Genomic DNA, 17550 nt, shown 5'->3' on the forward strand with positions numbered 1-17550 from the left:
ACGTTAGATAGACTCGAACGAATCCCGGAGGGGTACTCAGTTTATGGATGGGGGAAGAAGGTTTCGAGCCAGGTCCCCAGCACCAACAATGCCCAGATGTGGTTGGCGCGGTTCTCACGGCCTGACAGGTGGATGTTGAACATATGCACTATAGCTTCTTTCTGGAAAAGGGGCCATTGGGTAAGGCAAGTATTGAGCAGGTCTTCCCGGGCCTGGTCCTTCAGGTCGTGGGAAAGCCACCGGTCAAGGGGTACCGCGAAGCCCCTTTTCCGTTGGGAGGCGACTTCCTTGGGCAGTATCCGTGCCGTGACTTTTCTAAGGAGGTATTTCTTGGTCAGGCGTCTGATTTTCAGGGAGGAAGGGACCTGGGCAGCAAGCTCCAGGAACTGGTGATCCAGAAGAGGAGAGCGGGCTTCCAGGGCAAAGGCCATTGAAGCGATATCCACTTTGGGTAGCAAGGCCCCCGGCAGATAGGTCACCATATTTGCGTAGAGGGCCTGGTCAAGGGGGTCATCAACGCCGGAATCCAGAAAGGCCTCCTCCAGCACCTTCAGGGCGCGGCCCTGCCCTGTCCTGTCTCTGAGCTCTGGTGTATAAAGGTTTGACTTTTCTTCTTCTGAGAAAAAGATCATGGAGCGGATATAGTTGCTATGTGGCTCACCAGCGTGGCGAAGGAGATTAGCCGTGGTCTTGAATCGCCTGTTTTGCAGGAGGTACGCGAGGACATCAGACAGGATTGCCGCGGGCTGATTAAGAACGCCCCCCCCGGTCCATTTCCTCCACTTGGCGGTGAGGGCATGGTAGAGAAGGGCATTGTAGCCGGCAAAGTTTTCGTCTCCCCCGTCGCCATTCAGAACCACGGTGACATGCTGGCGGGTAAGGCGAGACAAGTACCAGGTGGGGATGGCGGCGGAGTCGGCAAAGGGCTCTTCATAGTGGCGAACCAGCTCCGGCAGGATAGAAAGGCACTCGGGGGTCACGAAGAACTCGTGATGGTCGGTCCCCAGGCCACTGGCTACTGCCCGCGCGTAGGGGAGCTCGTTGTACTCTTTTTCGGGGAAACCGATGGAGAAGGTCTTCACCGGGCTTGAAGAGAGCCTGGTCATGAGGGCAACTATGGTTGAGGAGTCAATTCCTCCGGAGAGCCACGCACCCAGAGGGACATCCGCTATCATCCGCACCCTGACGCACTCCTCCAGCTTGGCAAGTATCCTCTCCTCCCATTCCCTTTCGGGGAGGCTGAGCTTCTTGGAGTAGTCAAGCTTCCAGTACCTTTTTATCTCCAGTTTGCCTCTATGCCAGAGGAGACAATGCCCTGGGGGAAGTTTCCTGATTCCGCTGAAGCCCGTGAGGGGTGCGGGAACGTACTGGTAGGTCAGGTACTGGTCTATGGCAACCCAGTCAGGTTCCCTGGGAACGCCAGGGTCGGCGAACAGGGCTTTGAGCTCTGAAGCAAAAATAAGGAAATCCGGTCCCAGAAAGTACTTGAGGGGCTTCTTACCCACGCGGTCCCGGGCCAGAAGCAGTTTTCCCTGCTTGTCATCCCAGATGGCAAAGGCAAACATCCCCCGCAAGTATCTCAGACAGTCCTCTCCGTATTCCTTGTAGAGGTAGAGGATCACCTCGGTGTCTGTTCTTGACCGGAAATGGTATCCCTTCTCCTCCAGGTCTTTCCTCAGTTCTAGGAAGTTGTAGATTTCGCCGTTGTAGGTGATATAGACTGTCTCTTCGGGGTCAGACATGGGCTGGTGGCCCGCAGGAGAAAGGTCCAGTATGGAGAGCCTCTGGTGCCCCAGTCCGATGGGGCCTCGGGTCCAGACCCCTTTGTCATCAGGCCCCCGGTAGGAAATGGTTCCTGCCATATTCCTGATGAGCTCGGGGGACACTGCCTTTTGGGGGTCAAAGTACAACTTTCCCACAATCCCGCACATGACGCTACCTGCTTCCTAACAAATGAAGTTATCCTTATCCACCAGTATTGGGGAAGTGGGGTTTGAATTGGGTTGCGGAAGGGTCATAACTTGGTATGAATCGGGCCAGCCCTGGGGAGGGGAGTCGGCGGTGGTGGAAACAACAAGGTCCGCTCTCTGGAGGTCGTCTGGAGAGAGGCAGTGGAAATCGGGGTGATAGCTGGGGGAACAACGCATTGATGCTGAGGGTGACAGCGCCTCGTCTTAGGTGGTGGTGGGGTCCTGGCTCGAAACCTTCTTCCCCCGTCCCTAGCAGGGTGCTGAAAAAGGGGGTGCCCAACCAAACGCAGATACGAAATATCCGACAGATCCAAAGCTAAGGTCTCGTTCTACGGGACTTTTTCATCACCCTGCTAGAGAAGGTCACCCAGCGTTTCCACCATTTTCCCGTGTCTCATCACTCCTAATTCGCACTCCAGGCGATTTCGAGCATAAGGCCGTCAAGGTATGGATTGGGTGTAACATCGGTTGAATACCCCCATCTCACAGCCAGGTCATTTACCTTGGCCTGTGTCCAACTCCCGCCTGAAGGTGGAGTAGCGTAGCATTTACTACTGGTATAGATGGCTGTGGTTTGGGAGATATCTCCAGCGTAGATAATGTCCAGCGTACCTCCATCATCCAACTTCAAGGTGACATTATTGGCCGCGGTACCTCCCGAATGCTGGGCAGAGACAACCATCACACCGACAGCATCTGCTAGCTCGGGCGTGTCCTCAAAGTCCACCCTGATGTATGCTGTGTTGCGGATGACCACCTGTTTGGTGTAGTCCGTGATGCCATTGATAGGCTGTTCATCTAGGAACGAGTGAACATCCCCCGATGGCTGGGCGATGCTATTTGAGTCCTGGTCTTGGAAGTCCCCATCTATGAATGAGTGGTCTCCTGAAGCATCTGGGGAATATCCCAGCACCTTGATATCACCAAAGGGATAATCAGCTCCTGTGTAGGAAAGGATAATATCATCCACAAGCCAGTCGCCTGTGATGGCCCCGCCTGCAACTCCGACCGAGAAGGTGGTTATATTAGCGCTAGCCTGAACGCTGGTAGCTTGGGTCTGAGCAACTCCATTCACTCTCCAGTCCAAGGTTGCGGTAGCCTCGGAGGAGTTGAAGTCAAAGTCAATGACATACCAAGTTCCTGTTGCCCAGGCAGCCCCGTCTACCACAGCGGTAGCACCCATTTTTGCCTGGAATACACCCGTGTCAAAATTAGGACCTATGACAAAACTGCCGTTTGTGTTGGTGCCTGAAATAACGGTGGTAAGAGCGTACTGGCGAGCTGACCAAGCATCTATCCTAAACGCAATCCTACCAACCAGTCTGGTAGTAGTGACGGTTTTCCTCAAATAGCCTGATAGGGTCGTGAGATTCCACTCATAGGCCCGTAACCCACTACGGACAACTGTAGTGCTGACTGTTGGGGCTGTTCTCGAAACAGCATCCCAATACCTTGTCCCAGGACCAGAGGCCCCTGCGGTCACTATCCCGCTCTCAGCCCCAGAGATGAAGATGGGTTTGGAAGTAGGAGTGGGAGTCGGAGTGGGCGTAGGTGTGGGCGTAGGTGTGGGCGTAGGTGTGGGCGTAGGTGTGGGCGTAGGTGTGGGCGTAGGTGTGGGCGTAGGTGTGGACGTAGGTGTGGGCGTAGGTGTGGGCGTAGGTGTGGGCGTAGGTGTGGGGGCGCCGCCTACTGCCGCCAGAGCGTTGATGCGCCTTATGCCATATGTCGACCACATAGCGCCCGCCTTATCTGCCATGACCTCTATCTGGTTGCGGACGCTGGTGTTGCTCTTGCCCCACTGGGGGGTTGCCCACAGCAGGCTGGCCAGACCGGCTACATGGGGGGCGGCCATGGAGGTCCCGTTGAGGGAGCCGTAGTTCAGAGGACGGTTGGGAGTAGGCTGGTTGGGAAAAGTTGAGAAGATGGCTACCCCTGGCGCTGCCACGTCCACCCAGTTGCCATAGGTGGAAAAGCTGGCCTTAGCATCGCTCTGGTCAGTAGCCGCTACCGCGATTACATTGGTGTAGGCCGCCGGGTAGAAAAGAGCATCAGTGCCGTTGTTCCCCGCCGCTGCCACTACCACCACGCCACTGTTCCAGGCGTAGTTAATGGCCAATTCCACTGCTTGCGACTGACCGGGACTGCCCAGGCTCATGTTTATGACCTTGGCCCCGTCGTTGGTGCTGGGATTGCCATCCGGGTCGGCGGCCCAGCGAATGCCGTCCGCCACCCAGCTGAAGTAGCCGTAGCCCTGGTCCCCTAGGACCTTGCCGTTCATCAGGCTGGAGTTGAAGCCTACCCCCGCCACGCCAATGCCGTTGTTGGTGGCAGCAGCGGCGATGCCAGCCACATGGGTGCCATGGCCGTTCCTGTCGTCCACCGTGCTGCTGGTGGTGAAGTCCTTGTTGGCTACAATCTTGGCCGCCAGGTCCTCATGGTCCTGGTCAATCCCCGTATCCAGGATGGCGATCTTGACGCTTGAAGAGCCTGTAGTGATGTCCCAGGCCTCGGGGGCCAGGATTTTGGCCATGCCCCACTGCTGGCCGAAGGAAAGGTCGTTGGGTGTTTCTATGGCGTAAGCCATATAGTCAGGCTCGGCGAACTGGACCGACTTCTCGCGGCCGTAGTCCTTCGCCTTCTGCTTGACCTGGCCCGGGGGCACCCTCACCACCTGCACCCCCAGCGCAGCGATTTCGCCCGCAACTTGGCCGCCATGCCTGCCATGGATATTCCGCTTCGCGGATTCCTCAGTGCCGGGCTCAAACTTGACCAGGATGTGGTCAGGAGCGAAATCAGCGGTGGCGGGGCTATCACCATTCACGCCAGATATCGCCATAAGAGGCGTAGGGACAAAGAGCCCCGCCAGTAGCCCGAGGATGACCCCTAGCCGGAGCAACTTCACGAGATACAGTCTAGTGTCCATATCTTCCTCCTACCCCACCGCCGGAGCAATCATGATTATCATCCTCCCAGTTGACAGCCTCTATGGGCTTGCACTAGCGTAGAGCAAACCTCCTGTCGCGTCAATTGGAGAAAGTGGGGCCAACAGTTTTCCCACCAATTCCTAACCATCTCCTTCTTGTCTTCCCATAGATCAGGCCCCAATTTTGGGAGAGCCAGGTCGAATCTGTCCAGGGGCCGGTTTCAATTCGGTAGGAGGAGGGGGCCAAGATGCAGGACCTTGTTCTTTCATTTGACCTTGCTGAGGGGTGCCTCGGTTTCTGCAATAATGTGGCAGGATATGCTGGTTGCCCCTCGGGACCGGAAGTGGTGGCTGACCTGGGTGAAGTGAGCTTTAGCGAGGCCCTCCGTCGCCAAATCCAAATCGTAGCTCGGTTCCAGCAAGTCAAAGTGGGAGCCATAGAGAAAGGCAGCATCAGCGATAGGGAGGTCATATTCCGCTGCTGGTACTGTGCCAAATACTTCAATAGGACCGCCTGGCTCAAGCAGTTCCCCGGCCACCCCTGGAACGAGTGGGATGGAACCGAGCCCGTAGAGAGAGACCTGCGCATCGGTGGCAAGGCCTAGGGGCCCAGGCGGAGGTGCTCTCACCCCTTCCGATGCCCAGCTGTCATGGTTCTTCTGAAGTCAGGGTCTTACGTAGCTGCGAGAGAAAGAAATGGAAACATGATTCCGATTCGCCGAAGGTAGTTTCTTCATCAGACCTGATGAGGTTGCTATGCTTCTCGTACAGTCTCTTGGCCTCTTGGTAGACCGAGTCGTTGATAGCATTGCACAAGCGCAGGTCTTCAATGAGCCTGCCGGTGCTCCAAGAGGGGTCTGAGGTGGCGTTTTCCACGCCATTGTCTCCTTGCCGCTGTTCAGCCAGGGGGCGCCATTTGGCCTCGAGTAACCGAACTATCCCCAACCAGCTCAGCAGAAGTGAAGTGGTAAAAGCCGATTCCTGGTGACTGGTGTAGGCTTCCAGGAGAAGCCTCAAGTCCTTGCGGACCGTTGGATGGCCGGTCATGAGCTCGGCTCGCCGCATGAAGCTCCTGATGTTGTCGGGGTGATAGAATCTGGCATCCCACCCCTCAAATCTCCTTTCCGGCAGTGCCTGGTTCCCGGCCTTGTACGACCATCTCTCGCTGTCTATCTCTTTGTTCACCGTGTCAATGTAGCATTCAACCAGGTCCGTTTCCCGGATTCCGTTGACTGAGACACTTCTGAGTATAAGGACAGCCATGATCTCGTTGAGCAGTCTGACTGCCGTAGCCCTTTGAGCCTCAGCCAAAACAACCAGGCCTTCACGGCTGACTACCACCTGTCTCCCCTTGTAGACGGTGTCCAGGGCCTTCACAAAGGCCCGGCAAATGTTGTTCTGCTGCTTTAGGGCGTTCATATCCAGGGGCGTTCCCACGAAAATGGGAGGAGACAGAAAGGCCCCCCAGGCCTTGCATGTGGATGCCGGGGAGGATGGTGATATATCAACCTGCTTCATTGTGCTCCTTGTTCTTCCTGATGGTTACAGACCATCGTCGCAGACCGAGGTAACCAAGGCTACCGTTCTATCCAGGTCTCCCGAGAGGAGCTCGTAGCACCGGGCATTATCACAGAGCCGAGCCGCAGCTTCAGTCCTGGTGAAGCTGCGGCTCTCTCTGGGAGCAATCGTCCAGAAGTTCCCAGCCTTGAGTAGCCTTTCCGTCGCCTCGGGAGCAGCTATCGGTGTCAGCCGGGGAAGGGCCGAGTCCTGGCGGCTGAGAAGGAAAAGGAAGGACGCCCTGGCCGGTTCTCGGGTCACCGGGAAGCCCAGGTTATTCAGGCTCACCAAGTGCCTTTTCTCCTGCCTCCACACCACATCGTCGCTCTCCAAGACGGCTCCCAGCTCGGGGAACAGGCTGGCCGCTTCAGGTTTGAAGCTGATCCCCCGGGGGAAAGGAAAGACCTCCAGGGATGCAGGTGCAAAGAGGCCAAATTCGTCACTCAGGTACCTGAAGCCGCTCCGGACTAGGGCGTAGGAAAGCACGCTTTTTCCGCTATTAGGGGGGCCGCTGATAAGCAGGGCCTGGCCATTCTTGCCGACTACTCCGGCATGCACCAGGCTGAGTTGGGGGAGGAAGTGCATAACAAAGTGGAAGACCAGGAATTCCACGCCGGCGGTCAAGTCAATATACGTTGAATCAATCTCGTTAATCTGGTAGAAATGGTGTCCCTCCCCGGACGGGTCTGGCACAGCCACTTCTTGGATATAGCTCGTGGCCTTTTTCCAGCCAGAGCAGGGCCCAAACTTGTTTAGCAGTGCTGTCCTCCAGCCATCAAAGCTGGCTGGCACCCGGGCAAAGACCAAATTCTTGCCAAGCGGATGGGGTCTCTCCTTGACCCGGATGGTCATCTCCAAGTGCGGGTATTCTACATCATAGTCCCGGAAGAAGTGATAGACACTATTCAAGCCGGAGACTACCCCGGCGTCTTCTGACCTTATCCTGACCTTGACCCCGTAAAAGTCATAGCTAGCTTCAGTGTAATGGCCACCGTCCAATCCAGCCAACCCCAGTTCTTCCGGCGCTTCCGATTCCGTTAGCAATGCTATCCCCCTTCTGTCGGTCTGACCGAGTTGCGCTCTGGGCCAGCTATGAGCTGGCCCAGAGCCGCATGTCACTCTTGGTCCAGACTTGTCAATATTCGCCTTTGCCCCCTAAGGGGAGCTGCGCCCCAAGAGCTACTCCGGGATTACATGGCCCGGTTCGGCTGATCCAGCCATGTAGCCGTTCACATCGCAGCACCCGGTCTCCTCCCGTGTCCTGATCCCCTCGGGGAAGGCCTCATCCTTGGAGGCCCAGTAACACAGGATCTCGTCCATGCGTTCCATATCTTATCACCTCCTTCCCTATTGGGTTTGATGCGGTGGGCCCGCAACGCATCCTCAGTAAGGTGACTCTGGTGTTCACGGGTTGTCTATCTTCACCACGATGCTATCGCTGGCCATGTGGTCATGGTGGTCGCAGCAGGCCACGCTAAGGACGTGCATCCCGTTTGGGATTCTGCGCGTGTCCCAGTCCCAGTTGGCCACCGGCCCCGACACATCCTTGTCCTCATGGAGCAAGAGGTAATCCACGTAGTACCGAGCGGAATGACCCACCTCCCGGCCGTAGCCGCGGGCATCCTCTCTGACCTTGACCGTAATCTGACAGGTACCGCTGAGTTTCTCCCGCGCCTGTGGTGCAAGGACATCCACCTTGAGCTGGTGGCACTTGTCCTCTTCGTGAAGCGTATGGGCGTGCATCCTCTTGCCGTGCACCACCATCATGTCCTTGTGGTGAAGGTGCTTGTCCAGGGGAAGATTTTCTCGGTGGATGGCGCCGCGCGGGGGCTGGCTTTCGAGGACGGCACAATAGAGGAGGGGGTTCAGAATATTGCCCTTGCTGTCTTTGCCGTCCCATGCCAGAGTGTGCTCCCCGGCCTGCTGAGGTTCCCAGTCCACCAGGGTGCGGACGGCAAGAAACCGTCTTTTCCTCGGCCGGATGAAAACCCGCACAATGCCCGACCGTGCCAAATGATACGGAATTGCTCCCGTTTCCCCAGCATCAGGACGGAACCCGGCAGGTGAGAAACCTAGGTCTCTCACTTCGTCAAAATGCAGGGGGTCGAGCGCTGTCATGCCATGACTGGTCAAAGGCACACCTCCCTTTCTATGGAGACTTCGCGAGTCCTTGGTCCAGGATAACAGCAGGAGCGGTGAGAGAAGAAGGTGAGTTGCGTTAGAATTCTGTAAGAAATGGAGCCCTCGGGAACTCTAACCCTATTCCAACCCAACTTCTACCTGCTGCCAACTGAGAAAGTCCTAGACTCTTATAGATGGGCAGAAGGCACTCTCAGCTTCCGGTAGCTGGACTAAAGAGGACTGAAGGGCTGTGTATCGATGAGGGCTCCCATCATCAAGCAGGGCGAGCGAGCACTGATGGGGATATGTCGGGAAGACCAGTTCATCCTTGCCTGCTGCCGTAGTCTTGGCAGCCAGCACCTGGCCGAAGAAGTAGCCCCGCTTCTAAAAAAGGGGCTCTCCTGGGCTGGGTTCGTTGAGCGTGCCAAAAAGCAGGGCGTACCTTCCCTCCTTTACTACGTCATAGAAGCAGAGGAAGATATCCGCAGGTATGTTCCCGCCGAGGTGTGGGAGAAGTTGAGAGCCATAGGCCTCAGTGTGCTGCAGCGGAACCTCCTTCTGACAAAGGAACTGGGAAAGATTCTGGAGGCCTTTGACCGCCGGGCCGTTCGAGCGATACCCCTGAAGGGGCCTGTACTGGCCCATACACTATATCCGAATCCGGCTATGCGGTTGTTCGGTGACCTGGACATCTGGGTTCGCCAGGAAGACATACCGGTTGCGCAGGAAGTCCTTGAGCAGGAAGGTTACCAAACGCCGGCCCGCCCCGGGGCGGCGCTCGAGAAGCACCCGTTTCATGATGTGATCTTGTTCAAGCCGCCTGTACTAGTGGAGCTGCACTGGCAGCCGACGGATACCACCTTTTTGCCCATAGACACTGGTCTGGTCTGGCAGCGGGCGCGGAGCATTGATTTAGATGGACGGGGGGTTCTGACACTATCTGCGGAAGACAACCTGATTCTGCTTTCCATCCACCTTCTTCTGCATTCCTCTCGCGCCCTGCGCCTGCTAGTGGACATAGCAGGGCTGCTTAACCGATATGGCTCACAACTGGACTGGAACTGTGTCCTTGCGTCGTGTCGGGAGTGGGGGGCGGGGGGGTTCGTCTATCTGACTCTGGTCAGGGTGAAGAGCCTGCTAGAAGCTCCAGTTCCCGCACAAGTACTAAGAGAGCTGAAGCCCAACTGGTGGTACCGCGCTTTGGCCGAAGCGCTGGTGGATGACCTCTATTTTCTCTCTCCTCCCTCGCCCGGCGTCAGAGGCGAAGGTCTGATGCTAGCCTATTGCCTGCTTTTGGGTGGCCCTCGCCGAATGTTCAACGCATACTTGGCGCACCTAGACACGACTCACCGTGCTCGCATACAAGGTAAACTGGGAACAGGGGTCCTTTCACACCTTGTTCCCCTGTTCTTGGCCCTGCAAGGGCTGCGCTGGTCCGGGCTAGCCATAGTATGCGCCCTGGGGCGGGCCTGGCGGAGAAGGGTTAGCTTTTAGGTAATCGCAAGGCGCGGCCCACTGCAGGGCTTGGCCCGGGGGCTGGTATCAACGGCCCTTGCGGGGTTGTTTTCTCAACAGCTTCTCTACGCGCTGAAACAACTCCTCGGGACTTGCTGGCTTTTCCAAATAGTCCTCGGCCTCCGTGGTCATGGCCTGAGTCATCGAGACGGCGGTTTCGGCCATCCGGGAGGATAGGCTGGTGAGGAGCATAACGGGTATTTTGCTCAGTTGAGGGTCCTTCTTTAGCTCCTCGCAGACCATGAAGCCGTCTTTGGTGGGCATGATGATGTCCAGGATGATGAGGTCCGGCTTCTCCTTCCTGGCCTTCTTCAGTCCCTCATCGCCCGTGTAGGCCACAGCCACCTTGTAGCGGGATTCCAGAAGCATTCTCGTGGCCTCGACAAAATCCCAATCGTCGTCTACCAAAAGGATTCTGGCCTGTTCTGTCACTTCCCTACCCCCTTCCTGAGTTCCAGGGCCTCTCAAACCGTGTGGCTGGCAGGCCCGACAAACCGCGCCACGGCATTCAGGAGTTCCTGCGGCGAGATTGGCTTCTCCAGAAAGTCATCGGAGCCCAACTCCATGGCTGTTTCCAGGTAATACCTTCGGCGGGCAAACTCCTCCCTTACCGAGGTGAGGACAATAACAAACATCTGCTCCTTGTAAGGGGCCCACTTCTCTTCGAACTGGAGTTCCTTGAGTACCGCAAATCCATCCTTCCGGGGCATAAGCAAGTCCAATATTAGCAGCTTGGGCCTCGCCGTGTGAATCTTCACCAGCGCTTCTTCCCCGTCCCGGGCGATGATGACTTCATAGCCCCCGGATTCCAGAACCATGGTCAGGGAATCTACGATGTCCGGGTCATCATCAGCCACCAGGACCTTAAGCTGTTCTGCCATGGCTCACTCCTTTCCGGCCCTAGACCAGGCTCTCCTTGAGAGGCAGCTCCCCGATTCCAGAGACAGTCCCCAATGACCTTTCCCTGGGGAGGGTGAAAGAGAACTTGGTTCCCTGCCCCGTCTCCGGGCTGGGGCTCTCCACCCATATCTTGCCCCCCATATATTCCACTATTCTCCGGGCTATGGAAAGCCCCAGCCCCGTCCCCTTTTGCTCCACATTGCTGCCCCGGAAGAATTCCTCAAAGACCCGGGGCAGGTCCTGGGGAGGTATGCCCACGCCAGTATCCAGAACCTCAAACAGGATGTGTCCCTCTTGGTCCTTGACCCTGAGGGTGACAGTGCCACCCCGGGGGGTATAGTTGACGGCATTGACTATGAGGTTCACCAGCACCTGCTGCAGCCGCTTTGCATCGAACATGACCTCCGGCAACGCATCGGGAAGCTCAGTCCTGAGCTCCACCTTTTTATCCCCGGCCAGAAGGCCTGCCACCTCCAGGGCCGCCTCTATTGGCTTTGCTGGGGACGCTTTGATTGTTTCCATGGGTATCTGCCCGGCCTCCAGCCTGGATATGTCCACCAGGTCATTGATAAGGGCCACCAGCTCCTGCAGGCGGACATTGCTTCTCTGCAGTATGTTCTTCTGCCTGGCAGTGGTGAGGCCGGCAATTCCGGCTAACAGGACATTCAGGTAGCTCTCTACTGCGGCTATGGGCGCCTTGAGGTCATGGCCCACCATGGCCAGGAAGCGCAGGAGGTATCTGCGGCCTTCCTCCAGCCTTTTCAGCTCAATAGAGCAGGCGTTAACCGCCTCGTTCAGACTTGCCACCCTGTCTTCGTGCTCCTTGGCCCGGTTCAGGGCGATGGCGCTGAGGTCGGCCGCAGCCTTGACGAAGTCTAGCTCTTCCTGGGTGAAGGAGCGGCGCTCCGCTGTGTATATCCTGAGTATCCCGATGATATCGCCCATATAGAGCAGGGGAACAGAGAGAATGGAGGCGATGCCCTCCTCCCTGGCGGCCTCGGGATACTCCGCCCGGCGGTCATGGGGGGCATCCAGAATCAAGACCACATTCCCTCTGGACACCTCGTCAATGATGGGACTCAGGGTAACACGGCCTTTCTTCAGGTAGCCCTCGCTCAGGCCGTAGTCCGCAGCATGGACAAACTCGCGGTCCCCGGCCACCCTCAGCAGGAGGGCGCAGCCCTTAGCCCCCAGGCTTTCGGTGACGGACTTCACTATAGCCTGGAGCACCTCCTCGGTGGCCAGGGAGCTTACCGCCCTGGCTATCTGGTAGAGGGCGCGATAGTCGCGAATTCCCACAGAAGGCATACCCCCCACCTATGCCAGCCCTGCTGCTTCCAATATAGCCGGAACCCTCTTCTCCCAGCCAATGGCCATGATATGGACCCCCTGGCATAGTTGCCTCACCTCCCGGATGAGGCGGGCCGCTATCTCAATGCTCTTGGCGGGCTTGTCGGTGGCCCTGTCCAGCTCCTGAATCATCTCCTCGGGCACATGCACCCCGGCTACCGCCCGGTTCATGAAGCGGGCCATAGCTACGGAGCGAAGGGGAATGATGCCGGCCAGGATGGGGACACCGAGGTACTGGGAGGCCCTGATGAACTTCTCGAACTTGGCCGGCTCATAGACTCCCTGCGTCTGGAAAAACTGGGCCCCTGCCCTTACTTTCTTCTCCATCTTTATTATCTGCGGCTCCAGGGGCTCGGCGCCGGGGCTGACCACTGCTCCCAGGAAGAATTTGGGGCTGCCCTTCAGCTCCTTGCCAGCCAGGTCCTTTCCCTGTTCCAGGGCCTTTGCGGCCTGGAGCAGGGAAACCGAGTCCAGGTCAAAGACGGGCTTGGCACTGGGGTGGTCCCCCAGGGAAACATAATCCCCGGTAATGCAAAGGACATTGGTGATGCCCAGGGAGTAGGCGCTGAGGAGGTCCGATTGCAGGGCCAGGCGATTGCGGTCCCGGCAGGTGACCTGGAAGACGGGTTCCAGGCCCTTCTGCTTCAACAGGTGGCACCCGGCCAGGGAGCCCAGCCTCATCACTGAGCTCTGCTGGTCGGTGACATTGGCCGCATCCACCTTCCCTTTGATGAGCTCAGCGTTCTCCAGCATTTCCTGGACATTCACCCCCTTGGGGGGGGCAATCTCCGCCGTTACCACAAGTTTTCCGTTCTTGAGGGCCTCGGCAAGACTCATCTGGGCAAACCCGCCTCTCTTGGTTCCTTCTGCTCCAGAGCCCAGAGGATGGTTGACCTCAGGGAGGGAGGGGGTTGCATCTTGGCATAGTCCTTGGGGGGGAGGAGTGTCTTCATCTCGTCCAATCGCCCTGTTTTCTTCAGCCTCTCGTAGATGAGCTGCCACCCGCAAGGTCTGACATCGGGCTCAAACTCACACCGGCCGTCCCTGGCCCCCCCGCAGGGACCGTTTATCAGGCTCTTGGTACAGGCCGTCAGCGGGCATATGCCACCGGTGTAGTCCAGCAGGCAATCGCCACACTCCAGGCACCTCTCGCTGCCCCGCCATTCCCCCCGCGAGCCACCCAGGTTGATGGTGTTGGTGGCAGGGTGCACCGGCCTATCCACAACAGCCGCCGTAGCCTGTACCCCCAGGCCACAGGTCATCACCAGAAGGGAATCGGCGGCCAGAACTTCCTGTTCATGGGCATAGAGCTTCATCTTGACCAGGGCCTTGTCGCAGAGGAAATCGGCCACAGTGTGTCCCACCACCCTTTTCCCAGCCCCCTCCAGGACTTGCTTCATCTCCAGGACCTGGGCCTCGCCGCCGGTCTTGCTGGCCTCAGCACAGCCCCGGCACCCCAGGATGAAGATGTTCTGTTCCCCGTCCAGGTAGTCCAGGGTTGCAGGCAACGGTTTCAGTTCTGATACTATCACCTTTCCCCTCCTGTTTCCACATGGCCCAGGCCTATCTCCTTGAGGACCACTTCTATAATCCTGGGCATCTCTCTCTTTAGCGTGGCTGAAAGTTCCAGGCCCCAGCCAATCTCCTCTGGCTCTATGCCGATGATGACCACCTGGCCGGGCTCCACCCCCATGTATTTCATGGTTTTCAGGGCCGTCCCCAGGTTGAACTCATGGAGGGAGGTGGCATTTCGTCCTTGAGACATCTCCTCCGGCCCGAACCGGTAGATGGTCCCGGGCTTTCCCCCGCCCCGGGCCGCATCTACGATGACCAGCTTATCCGGCGGGGACAGAAAGCCCAGGATGTCCGGGGATGTCCCGCCGTCCACTATCTGGATGCTCTCCTGGGCAGGCACCAGCCTCTCTAAAGCGCGGATGGTGTGGACGCCCACCCCCTCGTCCTTCAGCAGCAGGTTGCCGGCCCCTACCACTGCGATCTTCGCGGTGCGGGGACTTTTCATTATCCTGTCCCTAGCACACCTGGAACCGGCTCAGGTCCCGCCCCTTCGGCGTCACCAGGTGGATGGCGCAGGCAAGGCAGGGGTCAAAGGAACGCACAATGCGCAGGATTTCAAAGGGATTGGCCTCATCCCTGGTCTTTGTTCCCGTAACCGCCTGCTCCAGCGCCCCGGGCTGGCCCTGGCGGTCCCGGGGACTCATGTTCCAGGTACTGGGCACCACGCACTGGTAGTTGGCTATCTTCTTTTCCTTTATCCTTATCCAGTGGCCCAGGGCACCCCGGGCCCCGTCAATCAGGCCCATCCCCTCGGACTCGTCGGGGATTTCATAGGGCACGTAGGCGGGCTCCCCGGGCTTGAGTTCCAGGAGCCAGGCGGGCATGGCATCGGCCACCAGCTTGGTGTACAGGGCCCGGGTCAGGTGCCGTCCCATGACGGAGAAGAGCGATGAAGGGGAAGCCTTGAACTGGGAAAGGGCCCCATCCACCAGGGATTTCACCGTGGGGTGTCCCCGGGCATACGTAACCAGCATCCTGGCCAAAGGGCCCACCTCATAGACCTTGCCATCGTAGCGCGGGGCCTTGGACCAGGAATAGGCGCCAGCCTTGCCCGGCAGGGACTCGGTGACACCCTCCGTGGGCCTCAGGCCGTCGGTGGAATCGGGATACCAGGAGTATTTGACCTGCTCCAGAATCTTGGAGGTATCCAGGGGCTGCACCTGGAGGTCTCCAGAGATGGTGCCCTGCTGGAACAGCCTCTTCCTCCTGGTGAGGTCAGCCTCCTTGCCCTCCAGGTCGAAGCTGCCATAGGAGAGGAGATTGCCGCAGCCCCGGCCGATATCCAGGTAGTCAGGGTAGGCCGTGGCCACCATGAGAACATCGGGAAGATAGACGGTATCAACGAAGTCCCGCAGCTCGTTCAAGCGCCACAGGAAGGAGGCTATCTTGTCCACGGTGGGCACCTCAGTGACGCCACCAGGAACGATGCCCACATTGTGGGGCAGCCTGCCGCCGAAGATGGCTGCCATCTCCTGGCCCTTCATCCTCATCTCCAGGGCCTTGAGGTAGTGGGACAGGGCCACGATGTTCTGCTCGCGGGAGAGCCTGTAGTCCCCCTCAAGGCGGGGGAAGAAGGGGCCCAGGTCACCCCGCTCCACGAAGCCCTTGACCGAATTGAGGACGGGGTCATTCCCGTTATAGCTGGCAATGGCCGTCACATCCACATAGTCCAGGGCTGCCAGGTGATAGAAGTGGAGGATATGGTCGGAGATGTGGGCCGCGCCCAGGATGAGGTTGCGCATGGTGCGGCCGTTGTCAGGGACCTTATCGGCGATGCCGAAGGCGCTATCCAGGTTAAGGGCAGCTGCCATGGAGTGGCTGGTGGGGCAAACCCCGCAAATGCGCTGGGTATAGGCCTGGGCGTCCCTGGGGTCCCTGCCCCGCAGGATTACCTCTATCCCCCGGAAGAGTAGCCCTGAGCTTCTCGTCTCCTTGACCTTCCCGTTCTCTACCACAGCTTCTATTTTCAGGTGGCCCTCAATGCGGGTTACCGGGTCAATAACTATCTTGCCCATGGCCTACTCGCCCCTCTTTCCCTGCCCCACGGTGGGCACCGTGTTTTCGCTCATCTTCTCGTACATTGGCGATACCAGGTCAGGGAAGCCCGGCTCCACACAGCCCAGACACAGGCCCCCCGAGCCGATGCACCAGTTGACGCCATGGTTCCACAGCCTCAGGGGGCAGTCGGCATGGCTGACCGGCCCTTTGCATCCCAGCTCGTTGAGACATCCGGGCTCACCGAATTTGCGGGCGAACTTCCCCTCCTCAAAATAGGCCCGGCGCGGGCAGCGCTCATGGACAGTCTTGTCAAAGAAGGCCCTGGGCCTCAGGAACTCGTCCAGCTCTTTGGGTCCGGGCAAGCCCTGGAGCATTACACTGGCCACGGTGCCTACCAGCCAGTCGGGATGGGGGGGACAGCCAGGGATGTTGAGCAGAGGCGTACTGATGGAGCGCATCTTGAAGAAGTGGCTCACCCCCACCGACCCGGAGGGGTTGGGCTTGCCGGCCGCAATACCCCCAAAGGCGGCACAGGTGCCCAGGGCAATAACCGCCCCGGCAGCCCGGGCAAGGGAATCCACCCAGGTGGCCATGGTTATGGGCTTCCCCTTCCTCTCCCCCAGCACCCCGAAGATGCCACCCTGGGCCGTGGGGACGGCCCCCTCCACAATCAGGACAAACCCTCCGTTATCTTCCTTGGCGGTCCTCTCCATGGCTTCAATAACCCCGTCCCCCGCCCCCGCCATAAGGGTGGCGTGGTAGCGAAGATTCAGGGTCTTGCCGGGAATGACCTCGTCCACCAGAAGGTTCTTGATAGTGGGGCTGACGCTGTTGAGGGCCGAGACGGAGCAGCCGGTGCAGGTGGCGCATTGCAACCAGACCACAGGGTACTTCTGAACCATTGACCTCCCTTCAGCGACCTTGCGGATTCCCATTCTTTAACCGCGGGGGAAGCCTTACGGCAAGTATGTTACAAACTTCACTAGCAACAGTTTAGCGCCCCCGGCGGGCTTTTTCAAGACCCGTGGCCGTGGGAAGGGGGACAAGCATCTGTCCCGAACAGAACATCGCTGTATTGAGGGAATAATATGCTCTTGTGGGAGGAAAAGAGATATAATCTCTGGGCGAAGGCGTAGGGAGGCAAGATGGAGAAAACCGTCAAGATGACACTGGGGAAGGCCACCAAGGGCACCTATGTCTATGAGGAGGAGGTGGGGGACCAGCCCCCGGTGGTCCGCACCCTCTACATCCAGAAGTGGGCCCTGGGGAGCGATCCCCCGAAGGAAATCCAGGTCACCATCAGGGCGTAGAAGAGGCAGGAAACAGGAGGTGAGCCATGAGGTGCAGGGGCTGTGCCTATCAGTATTGAATTAGGGTCGAAGCTGACCTTTGTCCTCGCTATAAGTAACTTGATTGGCCTGGGGCTGGTAGCTTCCACCTGCAGGTGCGTGATGGGGAAAAAACTGACAGCTTTCCTGTAGTCAAGGAAGTGGTACAGGAAGTACTATAATGTTCACTGCTATTTCTGGTATTTCCTTCTCCTTTCCGTTTCCCTTCATGCTGTTGCCGGGCTCCTGACTTTTGGAATTCCCTTTTATACAGACCTTTCCTTTTTCCAGACCGCCACCTGGCTCGGAGGTC

Annotated in this window: 17 protein-coding genes; 3 read left to right on the forward strand and 14 right to left on the reverse strand. The window is 58.2% G+C overall.

Going from position 1 to position 17550, the window contains the following annotated elements:
- Positions 1 to 41: 41 nt before the first annotated feature.
- Positions 42 to 1919, reverse strand: coding sequence for an asparagine synthase (glutamine-hydrolyzing) (gene asnB, locus KJ624_06765; protein ID MBU2009517.1), 1878 nt, complete (start codon positions 1917 to 1919; stop codon positions 42 to 44).
- A 454-nt stretch (positions 1920 to 2373) separates the two neighbouring features.
- Positions 2374 to 4893: a S8 family peptidase gene (locus KJ624_06770; protein ID MBU2009518.1), complete on the reverse strand. Its 2520-nt coding sequence runs from the start codon at positions 4891 to 4893 to the stop codon at positions 2374 to 2376.
- Positions 4894 to 5141: 248 nt separating this feature from the next.
- On the opposite strand from KJ624_06770, the gene KJ624_06775 reads away from it, so the two are divergent.
- Complete coding sequence (locus tag KJ624_06775; protein ID MBU2009519.1) at positions 5142 to 5498, forward strand: hypothetical protein; 357 nt, start codon at positions 5142 to 5144, stop codon at positions 5496 to 5498.
- A gap of 43 nt (positions 5499 to 5541) precedes the next feature.
- Here KJ624_06775 and KJ624_06780 read toward each other — a convergent pair whose 3' ends face one another.
- The 4 genes from KJ624_06780 to KJ624_06795 form a co-directional block, all read right to left on the reverse strand.
- Positions 5542 to 6411 (reverse strand): hypothetical protein, encoded by an 870-nt coding sequence (locus KJ624_06780; GenBank protein ID MBU2009520.1) that lies wholly within the window; start codon positions 6409 to 6411, stop codon positions 5542 to 5544.
- A gap of 24 nt (positions 6412 to 6435) precedes the next feature.
- Positions 6436 to 7494, reverse strand: coding sequence for a hypothetical protein (locus tag KJ624_06785; GenBank protein MBU2009521.1), 1059 nt, complete (start codon positions 7492 to 7494; stop codon positions 6436 to 6438).
- Between the two features lie 135 nt (positions 7495 to 7629).
- Positions 7630 to 7779: a hypothetical protein gene (locus KJ624_06790; GenBank protein ID MBU2009522.1), complete on the reverse strand. Its 150-nt coding sequence runs from the start codon at positions 7777 to 7779 to the stop codon at positions 7630 to 7632.
- Between the two features lie 75 nt (positions 7780 to 7854).
- The gene (locus tag KJ624_06795; GenBank protein ID MBU2009523.1) at positions 7855 to 8463 is read right to left on the reverse strand and encodes a hypothetical protein; all 609 of its coding nucleotides are present in this window, start codon (positions 8461 to 8463) and stop codon (positions 7855 to 7857) included.
- A gap of 366 nt (positions 8464 to 8829) precedes the next feature.
- Between KJ624_06795 and KJ624_06800 the strand changes: the two genes are divergently transcribed.
- Positions 8830 to 10065 carry a nucleotidyltransferase family protein gene (locus KJ624_06800; GenBank protein MBU2009524.1) on the forward strand — a complete coding sequence of 412 codons (1236 nt, stop codon included), beginning with the start codon at positions 8830 to 8832 and terminating at the stop codon, positions 10063 to 10065.
- 48 nt (positions 10066 to 10113) lie between these two features.
- On the opposite strand, the gene KJ624_06805 is transcribed toward KJ624_06800, so the two are convergent.
- The 8 genes from KJ624_06805 to KJ624_06840 are packed head-to-tail and all read right to left on the reverse strand — an operon-like array spanning position 10114 to position 16793.
- Positions 10114 to 10518: a response regulator gene (locus KJ624_06805; protein ID MBU2009525.1), complete on the reverse strand. Its 405-nt coding sequence runs from the start codon at positions 10516 to 10518 to the stop codon at positions 10114 to 10116.
- A gap of 32 nt (positions 10519 to 10550) precedes the next feature.
- Positions 10551 to 10967, reverse strand: a complete 417-nt coding sequence (locus tag KJ624_06810; GenBank protein MBU2009526.1) for a response regulator — start codon at positions 10965 to 10967, stop codon at positions 10551 to 10553.
- Between the two features lie 19 nt (positions 10968 to 10986).
- Positions 10987 to 12294 (reverse strand): GAF domain-containing sensor histidine kinase, encoded by a 1308-nt coding sequence (locus tag KJ624_06815; GenBank protein MBU2009527.1) that lies wholly within the window; start codon positions 12292 to 12294, stop codon positions 10987 to 10989.
- Positions 12295 to 12303: 9 nt separating this feature from the next.
- The gene (locus KJ624_06820; protein MBU2009528.1) at positions 12304 to 13173 is read right to left on the reverse strand and encodes a methylenetetrahydrofolate reductase; all 870 of its coding nucleotides are present in this window, start codon (positions 13171 to 13173) and stop codon (positions 12304 to 12306) included.
- Positions 13170 to 13868 carry a methylenetetrahydrofolate reductase C-terminal domain-containing protein gene (locus tag KJ624_06825; protein ID MBU2009529.1) on the reverse strand — a complete coding sequence of 233 codons (699 nt, stop codon included), beginning with the start codon at positions 13866 to 13868 and terminating at the stop codon, positions 13170 to 13172. Before KJ624_06825 ends, KJ624_06820 begins: the two co-directional genes overlap by 4 nt.
- Positions 13865 to 14356 carry a hydrogenase maturation protease gene (locus KJ624_06830; GenBank protein MBU2009530.1) on the reverse strand — a complete coding sequence of 164 codons (492 nt, stop codon included), beginning with the start codon at positions 14354 to 14356 and terminating at the stop codon, positions 13865 to 13867. The genes KJ624_06825 and KJ624_06830 overlap by 4 nt, the downstream gene beginning before the upstream one ends.
- A 10-nt stretch (positions 14357 to 14366) precedes the next feature.
- On the reverse strand, positions 14367 to 15926 hold the full coding sequence (locus KJ624_06835) for a nickel-dependent hydrogenase large subunit (protein ID MBU2009531.1): 1560 nt from the start codon (positions 15924 to 15926) through the stop codon (positions 14367 to 14369).
- Between the two features lie 3 nt (positions 15927 to 15929).
- Positions 15930 to 16793 (reverse strand): hydrogenase small subunit, encoded by an 864-nt coding sequence (locus tag KJ624_06840; GenBank protein ID MBU2009532.1) that lies wholly within the window; start codon positions 16791 to 16793, stop codon positions 15930 to 15932.
- A gap of 261 nt (positions 16794 to 17054) precedes the next feature.
- Here KJ624_06840 and KJ624_06845 point away from each other — a divergent pair, with 261 nt between their 5' ends.
- Positions 17055 to 17219: a hypothetical protein gene (locus KJ624_06845; protein ID MBU2009533.1), complete on the forward strand. Its 165-nt coding sequence runs from the start codon at positions 17055 to 17057 to the stop codon at positions 17217 to 17219.
- Positions 17220 to 17550 lie beyond the last annotated feature (331 nt).

This window comes from Chloroflexota bacterium (assembly GCA_018825785.1).
Taxonomy (GTDB): domain Bacteria; phylum Chloroflexota; class Dehalococcoidia; order JACVQG01; family JAHKAY01; genus JAHKAY01.

Excerpts from the sequence above, each read along its gene's own strand:
- KJ624_06770 (MBU2009518.1), bottom strand. The coding sequence starts at position 4,893 with ATGGACACTAGACTGTATCTCGTGAAGTTGCTCCGGCTAGGGGTCATC.
- KJ624_06775 (MBU2009519.1), top strand. The coding sequence starts at position 5,142 with ATGCAGGACCTTGTTCTTTCATTTGACCTTGCTGAGGGGTGCCTCGGT.
- KJ624_06780 (MBU2009520.1), bottom strand. The coding sequence starts at position 6,411 with ATGAAGCAGGTTGATATATCACCATCCTCCCCGGCATCCACATGCAAG.
- KJ624_06790 (MBU2009522.1), bottom strand. The coding sequence starts at position 7,779 with ATGGAACGCATGGACGAGATCCTGTGTTACTGGGCCTCCAAGGATGAG.
- KJ624_06800 (MBU2009524.1), top strand. The coding sequence starts at position 8,830 with ATGAGGGCTCCCATCATCAAGCAGGGCGAGCGAGCACTGATGGGGATA.
- KJ624_06810 (MBU2009526.1), bottom strand. The coding sequence starts at position 10,967 with ATGGCAGAACAGCTTAAGGTCCTGGTGGCTGATGATGACCCGGACATC.
- KJ624_06815 (MBU2009527.1), bottom strand. The coding sequence starts at position 12,294 with ATGCCTTCTGTGGGAATTCGCGACTATCGCGCCCTCTACCAGATAGCC.
- KJ624_06820 (MBU2009528.1), bottom strand. The coding sequence starts at position 13,173 with ATGAGTCTTGCCGAGGCCCTCAAGAACGGAAAACTTGTGGTAACGGCG.
- KJ624_06830 (MBU2009530.1), bottom strand. The coding sequence starts at position 14,356 with ATGAAAAGTCCCCGCACCGCGAAGATCGCAGTGGTAGGGGCCGGCAAC.
- KJ624_06835 (MBU2009531.1), bottom strand. The coding sequence starts at position 15,926 with ATGGGCAAGATAGTTATTGACCCGGTAACCCGCATTGAGGGCCACCTG.
- KJ624_06845 (MBU2009533.1), top strand. The coding sequence starts at position 17,055 with ATGGAGAAAACCGTCAAGATGACACTGGGGAAGGCCACCAAGGGCACC.